A 13,312-nucleotide genomic window follows, 5' to 3' on the forward strand; every position below is an offset into this window, starting at 1 on the left:
TGAAGCTCCGTCGATTCATTTCGGAATCGTTAATTCGGCGTTTGATTCCGAAGGCAAAACCAATAATGAACAGACCTTGGTTGTGGCGTGACGACTGTCCGGTCGTTGCTGACGATATTGCGCGTGCCCGGTCGACATTGCTCTCTCTGAGAATGAAGATCGATTCTAAGGGCCATGAGAAGGTGTATGCGTACGGTCAAGCGCTACGGCATGTGGCTCGGCTGATTGCTGGCGCCGTCCATGTGAGCGAAACCGATGCGCTTAGGGCACGTGGCGTTGATGCCGAGACGCTCGATCTTGTCTATCGCGATCTGTTTAGCAGCGCCCGTCGATGCCGGAGCTTCCTTCATAAAGGGACGCAGGCCTCAGAGATGGCGGACAATCTTGCGACTGCGTGCTCGATCCTAAAGAACCTCTACCGAATGCGCTTCCATGAGGAGCGAGCATCAGGTTCTCAGCAGGTTGAAGCAGGCGACTTGGCCGAGCGATTCATGACTCTATCTCTGGCTCTTTGTGAACTTGGGGCTGCCGTTTCGTCGGCCTATTGGGAAGAGGAGCAGCGCCTGGCCGCTTGATCGATGGCCGGGTAGGTTCTCCGACTAACCTTCTCGAAAATGCCATGATTGGTCTTCGGGCAGAGGCATCAATCCCTGCCTTGTGGAGATCGGTATGAGCTTCGACGACCACGACAGACCTTTCCGGCGATGGTTCCCGTATTTCTTCGTTGGATTGGCTGTGGTCGCCTCTATCGTATATATCTCTCTCGGCTAGCGCTTGTTGGCGCGTGCATCCATCAGCTGTTGCATGAGTGACCTCAAATCCTCAGCTGCCTTTCCTCCCCGAAGGAAAATGATTCCGCGCTCGATGGTTTTTCCGTTCTCATCCTTCGTGCCTTTTAAAAAGGCATCGCGTTCTGCCTTCGACATCTTCAGGACTGCGCGAGCTTCGCACTCGCGCTGCCACTCCTCGGACCACGTGTTGACCGGTTGTTTGGTGATTTCCGAGATAGCGGTTGTGTCGCGGGAATAGGCTATTTTATCAGGATCGCACAGGTGAATGGAGGAGATTGTCAGCTGATGCTGAATTAGACATCGGCAGGAGTAGCAACTTTCTCGACGGTCGGTCGCTTCGGCGGCGCTGAGAGGATGAGCTTGGCGAAAACCTCATAGACGGATTGTGGTCCACACTCGTTCTTACGAGCGGCGCAGTCTTCGAAAAAACCGAGATACTGGTCACATTGGATCGACCGCTGCTCCTTCGGAGCTTCCGTACACTGGGTGTATGCCTGCCTTAGCATAGGTGGTGGATCGAACGATTCAAACACTTCCCGGGCCGGCGATTGCGTGAGTGTCTCATGGGCCAGAATGAGACTGGCGGGGCCCGCGAGGACGACGATAGCTATGAAGCCATGATGGATCTTTCCCATTGGCGTACCTCGGACCTTTATGGTTAAGACGGAGTTAACCAATTCCCCCTGACATTGAAACATGTAACGGCATAGCATAGCCAGTAGCGTTGAGCCTAAGGAAGCGAACAGATGGAAAAGCGCCCCGAGCAAGAGGACGAACAAACGGAAACCAATGCGAAAGCCAGTACGCCCCAGCTGGATCGGCTGGAGAAGCTGGCCAATGCTGCTGCCACTGCCGCTCAGGCAAAGCAGTGGCGCGCACGCAAGAATGGTATCAATCAAGAGGAGGAACCCTCGGAGGTTCGCAACCTCAGTAACGATGCAGAGGCCCGGGCTCGGGCCGAGGAAGCGATGCAGCGGATGATGGCAAAGCCGCATGGCAAACGACGTGGATATTGATGATCGGACCTCTTATTTGAAACACTGATCCTGACATTTGGTCGATCAAACCGGGATTAAGGGAGTGTTCAGCCCTTGCTGGCCATGGTCCCGCCCCTCTTTGCCCCTGCGGATTGCAGCGAGGCGCAGTTTAGGAGTTTTACAATGACCGAAGCCAAAGCAGCCAAGAAGTCCAATCCCGCTCTGGCAAAGCCGCTGCAGCCGTCGAACGAGCTGGCAGCCGTGGTCGGATCGTCTCCCCTGCCCCGCACGGAAGTGGTGAGCAAGGTGTGGGAGTACATCAAGGCCAACAACCTGCAGAACCCTGCGAACAAGCGTGAGATCCTGGCAGACGACAAGCTCCGGCCGGTGTTTGGCGGCAAGGACAAGGTGAGCATGTTCGAGATGAACAAACACTTTGCTCAGCATTTGTCTTGATCTGCGCGCGAAGATAGCGCCAGGCGGAAGAGTTCCGGCTATGATCCCCGGGGCTCTTCCTCTGGGATAACGACCCAGACAAGATCGTCGCTGTTGTCAGGCGAGGGCATCACGCACTCGTTTAGCCTGCTAGCGTCGACCGCAAGCAATCCGGATCTCCACCTCGATCTGTATCGGACCGCCCGTGTCGCGAAGATCCCTCCGGATCTCCTCACGCACGGCGCGGCGGACCTCCTCCGGCAGCGCGACTAGCGCCTGTCCAGACGAGCCACCGCCCCGCTCGAAGGGTCCGAAATACGCGTCGAAGGAGGGTAGCGTGAAACGATATGCCTCGGTGCTGATGTCCACATCCCGGAAGCCCGCACCCTCGAGCAACGAGCGCAACCGCCCTTCATCGCCCAGCGAGAACCTGTGAGCGATCGCTGCGGCCGCGGATGGCAGGTGGCGTGCCACGGCTAAACTGATCGTCCCGTTGTAGGAGCGCTCGGGCGAGGTGGTGACGGAGGCCGCCGCCCATCCCCCGGGGCGGAGCACACGATGGAACTCGGAGAGACCACGCGCCGGGTCGGGGAAGAACATCAGCCCGAGGTGGCACAGGACGGTATCGAAGCTCTCGTCCGGGAACGACAAGGCTTGGCCGTCCTCGACAATTGCTGAGGCGCCCGGCGTCCGACCGAGGCGCTGGCGCGCCTTCTCGATCATTTCGGGCGAGATATCGGTGGCTACGACTGATCCCTCACGGCCAATGACGTCCATTGCCGCCTCAGCGGCGATGCCGGTGCCGGTGGCCACGTCGAGAACGCGCTGCCTCGGTGCAAGCCGTGCAGCCCGCAGAAGGAACGGAACGAAATGGGCTGAGACATGCGAAAAAGCATGATCGTACTCGGCGGCGGCCTCCCGCCTAAATGCCAGTTCATCGGTCATCTGCAGCGCCCTGCCGCGATGGCCTAGGATAGGCTCCGTGTCGCCGCAAGTACAGGCGCGGGCCGCAAGCGCCTATTAGCAACACCGAGATACTACGTTCCGTTGGGTTCTTACCATCAGCGCTCTAGGTTGGGATTAGCGGCCTACACCGAATGTTAAGCCTGGCCGGTCCAAGTTGCCTGCAACGGGCGCGTTGCGTATCAGCCCGAACATTCTCCATAGCCCTAATGCTTGGAGTTGGCCCTGGCCGAGATCCCTTACACTCTCGGCTGGGGCTTTTTCGTTCGATACAGCCGGTTTTATTTGAAGCATGCTGGCTGTCACGAAGCTAGGGATGTCGGCTTCTGGGAGCGCAAGTATGCATCCCGATTCTTCTTGAAGGTTGCTGCCTTCTCCAGATCCTTCAGGACCTTCTTCTGCGCTGGCACCTGTCGCTGGGCGTATCGAGCACAAAGCCGGGGTAGTGAGAACGGGACTGCAATGTCTGTCCGGTTCTTCTGAATGGCGTCCTGGATGAGCTCAACCTGCTCCCCTGGCACGGGCATCCCACCTTCCTCTCCGAGGAGCAGCAAGAGGTTCATCACGGCTGAAGGCATTGCTCTGATGAGTTCCTTCCCGGGCTTCGCAGCGACGATCTCGAGATACTCGGTCCTTGCGAGCGTGATTGTCATCGCTTGGTCCTTGCTCACGGGTCCATCGGCGAGGTCGGTGAGATAGTCCCGGAAACTCTGCTCCCGCGCACGCGCTGCATCGTCATGGCGGCCGAACCCTGCCTTTTGTCGGATCCACTGCTCGCTCGGACCTTTCGGGCCGACCGCCACGATGGAGGACTTGATCAGGCCCTCGGCGAGGCTCGGGCGGAGTTGCTCTTCCTTCTCAGGGTTGTCGATGATGAAGAATCGCACGTTCGTGTTCGCCACGATGGCCTTGATTTCAGGCAGTACGCTCGGGTCGAAGGTCGTGACGGAAAAAGCCGTCGGCTTCCCTCCAAACGCATAGGGATAGAGATCGGCGAACCGCTGGCGCAGCCGGCAGTAGGCGGCGAGAAGATCGCGCCTTTGTGGGGTGAGTTGGTTGGGCCGGTCCAAAACGACCGAGCGGAGGTCAGGCCGCAGGCTGTGAGCACCCGTTGCCCGCTCGACCAGCCGGACAGCTGCAACATTGAGCAACCTGGCAAGCAGTCCTGCCTTGTCCTTGAGGAGATCGATGGCGGCCGACATCTGGGTCGCGTTGGCCGGTGCTGCAAATCCCGTGAGCCACGGGAGTGCGAGAGGCCGTGCCTGCTGAAGGCTCGTGAGGAACCGGCGTTGCTTGTCCGTGGGGCTGGCGCTCTCATAGTCGCCGTCGTGGCGGATGCCAACGAAGGCCACGTACTTGCGGGCCACATCCTGGGTCTTGCAGAGGAAGGCCTGCTGCGCCCCGGTCCGTTCGTCGTGGGTGGCAACCAGCCAGCGCGGGAGATCCGGGGCAGCTTCCTCGTCAAAAAGCCTGAACTCTTTAAGGTCGCAGAACAGCGCCACGCGGCTGGAGTATCTCTTGGTCTCGGAATCGTACCGACGCATTCCGGTCGCCATGAGACCGGCCGCAAAGGGCTTCGGCACCGGAAGGGTGTCCTCGTCGCCAATCTCCATCGTGGGGTCGAGCGGATCGTCGTACTGCTCGCTATCCCCCTCGCCCATGCGGAGGCGGATCTGACGCTGGCGTTCCTCGATCTGCTCACGAAGGCTGGGATCCTTGTCGAACCATGCCTCGAACTGCTCCCGGATCGGGGCGGCCAGCCCGCGGATCTGACGCCGACAGCGCTCCGGATCGTTCCGGCGCATGGCGTCGATGTCGCTGAAGATGCGCAGGATGGAATTGCCGACGTCGACGAAGACTTGGTGCGTCTTCCCAGACGCCTTATGAGCCCGTTCTCCTCGCCCACTGATCTGCTTCACCGGGCCGATGGATCGCTCCTGACAGGCCAGGATATTGAGGTCGGTCTGTGGAACATCGGTACCGACGCCTAGAGCATTCACGTTGACCAGAATGTCGAAGCCGCCGGCACGGGCCGCATCGAGGAGATCGTCGCGCTTGATCTTGCGACCTGGCTCCTCGCCGTCCTTCAACCCTACCTCGGTGCCGTTGCGCCAGACGCGGATTTCCCCGGCCACGACAAAGGCCACGCGGGGCTTCTCTCCTTCCCTACGATGACCGGAAGGGAGGCATTCTTGAGCCAGATAGCCGGAGAGCTCCTTGGCGAACTCGACGCTGTCGCAATGGATCATCGCCAGGGTGGCACTGGCCGCACGCTTCGCCCAGATCCTGGCGACGGCGGCTACGATGAGGGCAGCAATCGCCTTGTCACCCTCACTCGCACCTTCCTTGAAGAACCGCGAGAACGCCTGCTGGGAGGCTTGATCCACTGACTTGTTCTCGGCCAGCAGTGCGAGGAAGGCGCTCTCGATGAGCCGGACGGCGTCGGTGCCGAGATGAGCCTCGAATTCTCCTGTAGCGATATCGAACCTGGTGGGAACCGTGCGGCCCGTCGCCAGGACCTCGTCATAGGTGGCAACGTCGATCAGGTCGTGCTCGATGCTGGCACCGAAGGCATCCAACGGATCCTTGCCGTCGGTCCGGAATGGTGTGGCGGTCAAAACAATGCCGGAGCCACCAGCATGGGCAACGCGGGAGAGCACCTTTGCGAGCTCATCTGCCGCAGCCTTGTGCCCCTCGTCGATAAGGACCACCCCTCCCCTTTTGCCGAAGCGGTCGAGGGAGCGCAGGAATTCCTCGTCATCGAGCTTGTTGACGAGAGACATGTTGGTGGCGGGGATCACATTTGCGTCGAGTGAATTCCGAATCATCGGACCGTCGCCGATAACCTCATTCTTGGCGACGTAGAACGCGGTCTGGGCCCCTCTGACAGCCGGAACGCTCTGGAATTGGGCATAGTTCTGGCGCAGCAGGGAAACATCGGGATGGAGAACAAGGATCGGCTTCCCCAGATCGATCGCGTCTTCGGCGGCGCCAGCCGCCAGAAGACTCTTGCCGCTGCCAGTAGGTGCAAGCACCGCACCTGAGCGTCCCCGTCGAATGGCCTCACGAACGGATGCTGCGATCCTAGCCTGATAGGGCTCAGCCTGCTTGTCACCGATCCGCCGGCCGGATTCCGAAACGGAGATTTGAGGCAAGGATTCCGCAGGGTTGGAGTTTGGCCGCATCGGTCAAGGATCTGAAAACAATGGAAAACGAGTGAAGTGGCGGACCGAAAATGCGTCATGATTCGCAAATCAAAACGCGGTCTGCCGATTGCAGTGATTATACCCTGAAGGGTTGCGCGGGGCAGCGCTTATTGTCACGTTGGGCGCAGACAAATGCTCCTGGATGAAACGAACGCCCGGATGCCAAGACGGAAGGTTCCACCCGTGTGCAATCTCTATAGCTCGTACGCAACACAGGCCTCGATGCGGCAGGCCTTCGATGTTACCCGCGATAGCGCAGGCAACCTCCCTCCCCTGCCGGCGATCTTCCCGGACCAGATGGCGCCGGTCATCAGAAATCATGGTGGCGAGCGCGAGCTGATCCAGATGCGCTGGGGGTTCCCTCCTCCGCCGAAGGTCGGCAATCATCCGGTGACGAACGTGCGCAATGTTGGCTCGCCGTTCTGGCGTGCCTGGCTCAAGCCGCAGTACCGGGCCCTTGTGCCCCTGACGTCCTTCTCAGAATACAAGGATACCCGTCCCCGTAAGACACCCGTTTGGTTCGCCCTGAATGAAGAGCGCCCCCTTGCCGCATTTGCTGGCATTTGGCGGCCGTGGACCGGCGTACGTGGAACGAAGGCTGATCCTGTCGAAGGTGAACACCTGCTCTATTCATTTCTGACATCGGAGCCGAATGGCGTAGTGGGGCCGATCCATCCGAAAGCGATGCCGGTCATCCTCACCACGCCTAAAGAATATGACATCTGGCTCAATGCTCCGACTGAAGAGGCCCTGAAACTTCAGAGACCGCTCCCCGATGACATGCTGCAAATTGTTGCGGAGGGGGAGAGATCAGACCAAGCGAAGGTGCCGGTTTGAACGGTCACCGTCACAGCCGGAGCGTGGGGCGCTACCATCGCCCTCGGAATTCAGTCCGACGAACAAGCCTATGAGGTAAAATCGCAAGTAGCAGTTTGGCAAACAAACGACACTCTGAACAATGCAATCTAGCCCACGCAACTTTCCTGCAGCGCATTAACCATAAGCTTTGACATTGTTAGTCTTAAGTTTGTGCGGGCGAGATAAGCATTCCTCAACCAATACGCCGTACCTTCCCACGCGCTATTTATCCATTTTCCTGGTATAGCAACAAACTTCACGGCCACTGGCAACAGCGGCCGTTTTTCATATCGGGGTGCTTGAAGCAAAGGTCGGGCCAACAGGGTTGCCGCGCTTACAACCTGAGAGACCCGAATTGACTCTCGCCTGTTATCAGGGAGCTTGTAACGTCAGACATGTCTACCGAGATCGCGCAAGCCGTGTTCGAGGATCTCCGCGCCCGTGGCGTGCACGTCGGCACCGTCACGGTCGGGACCTATGTGAAGCCAAGCTCACCCGAGGCCGTCGCGGCGCTTCAGAACCAGCTGCCCTAGCGCTGGACCTGAGGGACGGCGTACCCCTAGCGCCGCCCGCATCACTTGAAGCGACTGGCCGGTCGCGCTAGGTCTCACGAATGGCTGATACCCGCACGAAACCCAAGTCCATTGACCCGTTCTTCGAGGTAATCGCCGACGGCGAGTGGAACGCGTGCGTTGGCGTTCAAGGCAACGCTCTGAACTATGTCGACGGTTACCTGGAAGCTGCCCGCGAGCTGATCGCCGCGGTCATCGACAAGCGCCTTTTCGCGAGCCGCGACACGCTAGCGATGCCGATCCTCTACAACTGCCGCCACGCGCTGGAGCTGTCGCTCAAGTTCGCGATTGACCGGCTGCACCGGATTGAGATGATCGCGGCCACCCATCCCGTGAACCACGACATCCACTCGCACTGGCAGCACCTGCGCAGTGCAGGCGTCGGCGATGCCCAGCTTGTTCGGATTATTGGCGAGCTCGAGCCGTTCGTGACCAGCCTGGCTGGGATCGACGAGGATGGCCAGGAATTGCGTTACGCGACCAATCGCGACGGCGGAAAAAGCCTGGGCGGCATCGCGATCGTCAACCTGCCGCTGATTCGGCACAGCATCGACGCGATGAGCGCCATACTTGAGCGCCTGAAGAACCGGCTCTTCGATCTCGAGGACGAGCGGCCGACTGGGACGCATACTAAAGAGTGCTCGCGCGCCGATCTCGAGGAGATCGCGCGCGTGCTAGGCGACCACGCGACGTGGTGCGAACCGAGCTTCGATGAGAAGAAGCGGCAGGTCATGGAGCGTTTCGGGCTCGGGAGCCGCAAGTTCTCTGCGGCCGTTGATGCGATCCGCCGGTCGCGCCCGCTCGCCGCCATGGTTGGTCTCGAATCCGAACTGCGCTACCTTAGCGACGACAAGGCGATCGCTGCGCTTGAACTGTGGGCCAAGGCGCACCCCGTGAAGGTCTACGATCCCGAGGATCTCGGCATGGACTACTTCGATCGCGACTGGGACAAGTTTCGAGAGGAGGCGCGGATCGCGCACGAACTATACCAAGCCGTTCTTGAGCTTCTCACGGTCGAAGAGCTCGCTGACCTGCAGGTCCTGTTCTACATCGGCCGCGACCGGATCAAGGGCGAGCACTACGACGACCATCTTGAGCGCACGATTGCGGAGCACCAGGCTGCCAAAACGCTCTGGGAGGGCGTCCATCACCTCATGTCGAAAACCAGCCTGCTCGATGCCGCAGTCGATGGTGCCGCCACTGTTGGACGGCCAAGCTTGGGCGCAAAAATCCGCGCCATTCGCCTGAGATGAGAGTATTGCGCGTCGCTAGGCTCGCACTGCGCCCGGTTATTAGACTTTTTGTCTCGCCCCAGCGCACTTGCGGTAAGCAGTCGTGTGAGGGCACAACTCTGCCCACCGGCAGCCTCTCGGATCAGTTCAAGCCGTGATCACTGGGAGCTATTCTCACCGTGAGCACGGGTGATGGAGCGGTGCCGAGATGAGCGAGAGAAAGTACCTGACAGCTGAAGAAGTGTCCGAGCGTTATCGCGGCGAGATCAGGGTCGGCAACGCTCCGAAATTGGCGCGATGCGTGTCGGTCCTAGCTTTGTGAATCGGGAAAGCGGCGATCTATCCGCTTGACCAGCTCGATGCGTAGGACGAGACGAACTTGGTGGTCTGCCGTGCGTCACGACGACTCACGATGAGCGAGCAGGACTGAGCGTGATGATTACGGGGCAGCACGATCTGCCGATCTCAGCAACCGCTCCCAGCGATATCGCCGATCAAGAGAAACTGATGCTTTCTCAACGCGGTACCTCCTAAGACTGTGCTGTTCCATAATCAGCCTCCGGAAAACTCGGCGCGGTTCATCTGCTGGTGAACGGCGGGGGTGGTGCGGGCTTGGGGATGAAGGGACAGCATCAGATCTTCCACTAGGCACGCGGTGGGCGCCGCGAGCCATCGAAGCGCCAAGTATATTCCTCAGTCGCCCAACGCACCGGTCCCAACAACGTTCCGCCACCAAACAGCTAAACACTTAGCCCGTCGATTGTCCGTCCTCAAGATCTGGGAAGCTCCCGAGGACAGGGGCTTTGAGCCATTCTCCGACGACAGCTTCGTGCGGCGGATGAGGACACGCATGGAGAACGGAGGCTACGACGAGGGAGATCTTCAGGGATTGTTGCGCCGTGACCAGGGGGTTGACTTGGCGACAATGGTCCGGGTTTGGCCGAGACTTACGTCTTCCCGGTCTAACTCACCAAGGAGGAGCATGCCCTGTTGGACGACAAGCACGAGCGGGAGCGGGGTCTCTATTAGGCCCACCGCTCGGCGATCCAGGCAGATGCCGCGTTAAGCGGCCCGCCAACGCCTTAGCGAGCAGGTTATTGCGGATGATGATGCCTGACGTCACGCACCCCAAGGCCCCCACCATGACCAGCAAGGATAAACCTGCCATCGGCGTTGATCGCTTGGCGGCTCAGGTCGGGCAAGCGTCGAGCGGCAGCCGCTCAGTCCATCCGGTAGCACTCGCCAGCAAGCCACAACGAAACCGGCACGCCATGGTCGTCCGCGCTCAGCGAACCGGCCTCGTAGCGCCTCGTCTCGACGTAGGCGAGCCCCGCCCTCACCTGGTCCTGGTTCCCAGTCAACCGCTTCTCAAAGCAGGCCAGCAGGGCACCGACGGACAGTCCCTTACTGGACAGGGGGGAGAGCACGAAGCGGACACCGCCGACAAGTGCAAGGCTCTCCTCGTAGCGCTGCATGGCACCAAGAAGGCTTCGGTACAGCTGGAACGGATTGTCCTCCGTGGCATACAAAATGTCACGGGGATCGACCTCGAAACGCTCGAACAGCTGCTCGCCGACCTCATGCATGATGTTGTCCGCCCGGTGCGGGTCGGCGGTCTGGGCCGGCAGCACAGGGCAGACGTCCTCAGGCACAACATGATCGGCAATTCGCGCAAGGATTTCAGCGTTGCCCTCGCCGAGCACCGGAAACCAGACCGTCGGCCATGCCTCCGTTGCCTCTTCGTCGAGGCGAATGGACAGGTTGTGGATTGGAGCAAGGTCCGGCTCCAGCTCCTTTTTCTGAATGCGGCTGTCGATGCCTGCGGCCTCTGCGTAGACCACATGCAGGTTCGTCGATGCCCCAAGCGGCCATTCGGCGTCCTTGTCGACAAGCCAAGTCAACAGCGTGTTCAAGATCGTCAAGTAGATGATCCGAGGCAGCGAACTGATGTCGAGAACGATGTCCGTGTACCCGGAGAAGCTCCGGACGTCCCCGAGCATGAGCGCCGTGTTGCGCGATACGCTGCGTATACCGTCCTGATCGTTCGGCTCCAAGCGCCGGACATCGAGACTTCCGCCTGGGAACAATGCATTGAGGCCGGTTTGGTTGACGTCACGGAATGCCCCTGCCGCCTCGTCGGCGGTGAAGCCGTCTTGGAAATCGATGGCGATACAGTGGCGCTCCGCGTTGGGCTTGGCGGCGACGATCTTCTGCAAGGGGCCGAGGACGCGGGGGTCGAAACCAACCCCTACGATGAACAGAAGCTTGCGCGGTCGCGCGAGATGTTCCGACCAGAAGCCGTCAAATCCCGGCCCCACGAACCGGCTGTAGGGATTCCACCACCTCGTCATCGTGCAAAGCCTCCCGCCTCAGGTCAGGCTGAGACGGCCGACGGCCTGCGGAAGCGAGCCCCGGCACCACTCGGCGAGCCTGCGCAGCGACACGCGCTGCCAGCCTCCCATGTGGTAGACCAGATCGAAGCGGGCGCACAAGGTACGGTTCAGATAGAACACCGTGAACTCGCGGTTGTCATGGCGAATATCCCGCATATCGAACACGTTCTGCGCGACGCATGAGGTCAGCACCGCGGCCAGATCGGTGTAGATCGATAGGGACGGCTTCTTGCCCAAGGCTGCATCAGCCAGCATGATTCGGTCTTCCGCGCTCAAACCGAAGCCCGTGACCCCAGGTGCGTAGGGAGCGTTCGGCTCGTAGGTGCGCTCCCGCGACATCGTGCCAACTGCCTCAACGAGCTTTTGGGCCATCTCGCCGTGACGGACACTCCTGGACAGTTCGGCAAAGCGCCGTTCAGCGAGCTTGCGCACCGCGGCCTCCTGGTCAGCAGCCGAGACGGCCGTGGGGCGTCGGCTGCGGACCACCCGCGAAGCGTGGATAAGGTCGTAGAGCGCCGCGCAGATCTGCAGAAACTCCTCGACATTGTACGAGGCGAGGCGAACGATGCGCTCGATGCCGTAATAGTATGGCACTCCAAACCGCTGCGCCACAAAACGCTCTGCGGCCTGCGCGACGCCAGACGCGTTCAGGTCGCTGTCCGGGAGCGGCTCCAGGTCGAACGATCGTTGCGGCTTGTTGCGGTCACGGGCGATCAGGATGCCCACGCGTGCCCAGTCGATCGCCTCCTGCGCCGAGGTCGCGTGATCGCTTTCCGCAACCATGCGCACCCAGTAATCATACCGGTTCGTCGCCGCCGCCCGTTCTGACATCTCCTTGCGCAGTTCCTTCACAGCGGCGGTGATGCGGGCCTGGATCTTCTGGTCGGAGAGGTCACTCGCCAAGGAGGCCGCGAATTGGAGATCGTCGCCGACCTGGCGCAGGCGGCGGTCGGCGATCGCGGTCGCGAAGGCCTGGAACCGCTTCGACTTGTCGCTCCAGGCCCTCTCAAGCTGGATGACACGGTAGTCCCTGTTACTGCGGCTTGCGCTCAGCACCTCCTGTGGATCAAGCGCCTTGGTCTGTTCGGCCAGCCAAACCATGACGGCCGTGCGGTGCTCCATGCACTCCGCGAACAGGATCTCGCGCTGCCATGGCCGCAAACGCTGGACATCGTCGAACATCAGGAGGGGACGGTGGGCCAGCGGGGCGCCGTCCAGGCAGAAGCGGGATTGGGCAAGCCACCGAATCGCGTCGATGCCCGGGTGCGCCGGAAGGCCCCCGCGCGGCTCGCCCACGCTGAGAGTGTCGAGGTGCCGCAGGCAGAGAGCCTCGGTCTGCTCGGCCCACGCCCGCAGATCGGTGGCGGACGCCTCCTGGGGCACCGCCCCTTGATCGAACAGTCCCGGCTCCGTCTCGATTTGCAGACGTCCAAGGCCGCTCGGGTAGTCAAGGTCGGACAAGGCGCAGACCGCGCGTAAGGTCCGCAGCACGATGCGGGCGTTGAGAAGGGCGCGGAACAGGCCACGGGAGAGCTCCTCCGGCAGAGGCGGCCCGATCTCCGCGTAGCCGCTGCTGGACGACAGATAAATGCCAAGGATCCCAGGACCAGTCCTGTCGAAGGTGCCCAGCGCGTCGAGCTGGCTGTAGATCTCGTCGTATGGAGGATTCTTCCGGTTGCGGGCGACCTGCAGCAGAGGCCCGGGCGTGAACATCCGCAGCAGCGACGTCTTGCCCCCTCCAGGGGCACTCCTGATGACCAGGGCTCCCGGCACGAAGACATCGTCCGGCAGGATCTGAAGCGCATCCGCGGCAAAATAGCGGGTGAAGGTATCGTCCGGCGAGGATTGCTCCGATGTGCGGAGCGCAAAGGCGTTGCGGGTCACG

The 13,312-nt window shown here is 60.8% G+C and carries 11 protein-coding genes; 6 read left to right on the top strand and 5 right to left on the bottom strand.

All coding sequences use genetic code 11. The annotated features are described in order from the left end of the window. The first annotated feature begins 152 nt into the window (after positions 1–152). Entirely contained in the window at positions 153–575 is a 423-nt protein-coding gene (locus tag NF876_RS01990) for a hypothetical protein (RefSeq protein ID WP_262267334.1), read from the top strand. Between the two features lie 192 nt (positions 576–767). On the opposite strand, the gene NF876_RS43825 is transcribed toward NF876_RS01990, so the two are convergent. Further along, a complete protein-coding gene (locus tag NF876_RS43825) occupies positions 768–1,085 on the bottom strand; it encodes a DUF7696 family protein (protein ID WP_444939745.1) in 318 nt (105 codons plus the stop codon). Positions 1,086–1,537: 452 nt separating this feature from the next. Here NF876_RS43825 and NF876_RS02000 point away from each other — a divergent pair, with 452 nt between their 5' ends. Continuing rightward, entirely contained in the window at positions 1,538–1,807 is a 270-nt protein-coding gene (locus NF876_RS02000) for a hypothetical protein (protein ID WP_262267336.1), read from the top strand. A gap of 144 nt (positions 1,808–1,951) precedes the next feature. Beyond that, the gene (locus NF876_RS02005) at positions 1,952–2,224 is read left to right on the top strand and encodes an SWIB/MDM2 domain-containing protein (RefSeq protein ID WP_262267337.1); all 273 of its coding nucleotides are present in this window, start codon (positions 1,952–1,954) and stop codon (positions 2,222–2,224) included. A 129-nt stretch (positions 2,225–2,353) separates the two neighbouring features. Here the strand turns inward: NF876_RS02005 and NF876_RS02010 are convergent, their stop codons facing one another. Next, positions 2,354–3,148: a class I SAM-dependent methyltransferase gene (locus tag NF876_RS02010; RefSeq protein ID WP_262267338.1), complete on the bottom strand. Its 795-nt coding sequence runs from the start codon at positions 3,146–3,148 to the stop codon at positions 2,354–2,356. Between the two features lie 320 nt (positions 3,149–3,468). Beyond that, a complete protein-coding gene (locus NF876_RS02015) occupies positions 3,469–6,351 on the bottom strand; it encodes a DEAD/DEAH box helicase (RefSeq protein WP_262267339.1) in 2,883 nt (960 codons plus the stop codon). A gap of 204 nt (positions 6,352–6,555) precedes the next feature. Between NF876_RS02015 and NF876_RS02020 the strand changes: the two genes are divergently transcribed. The 3 genes from NF876_RS02020 to NF876_RS02030 all read left to right on the top strand — a co-directional run bounded on the left by NF876_RS02020 (position 6,556) and on the right by NF876_RS02030 (position 9,055). Further along, a complete protein-coding gene (locus tag NF876_RS02020) occupies positions 6,556–7,209 on the top strand; it encodes an SOS response-associated peptidase (protein WP_262267340.1) in 654 nt (217 codons plus the stop codon). Between the two features lie 416 nt (positions 7,210–7,625). Further along, complete coding sequence (locus NF876_RS02025) at positions 7,626–7,763, top strand: hypothetical protein (RefSeq protein ID WP_262267341.1); 138 nt, start codon at positions 7,626–7,628, stop codon at positions 7,761–7,763. A gap of 80 nt (positions 7,764–7,843) precedes the next feature. Beyond that, positions 7,844–9,055, top strand: a complete 1,212-nt coding sequence (locus NF876_RS02030; RefSeq protein WP_262267342.1) for a DUF3775 domain-containing protein — start codon at positions 7,844–7,846, stop codon at positions 9,053–9,055. Between the two features lie 1,199 nt (positions 9,056–10,254). Here the strand turns inward: NF876_RS02030 and NF876_RS02035 are convergent. After that, a complete protein-coding gene (locus NF876_RS02035; protein WP_262267343.1) occupies positions 10,255–11,385 on the bottom strand; it encodes a hypothetical protein in 1,131 nt (376 codons plus the stop codon). An 18-nt stretch (positions 11,386–11,403) separates the two neighbouring features. Then, on the bottom strand, positions 11,404–13,311 hold the full coding sequence (locus NF876_RS02040) for an ORC-CDC6 family AAA ATPase (RefSeq protein WP_262267344.1): 1,908 nt from the start codon (positions 13,309–13,311) through the stop codon (positions 11,404–11,406). Between the last annotated feature and the right edge of the window lies 1 nt (position 13,312).

The sequence above is a fragment of the Microvirga yunnanensis genome, from assembly GCF_025460875.1.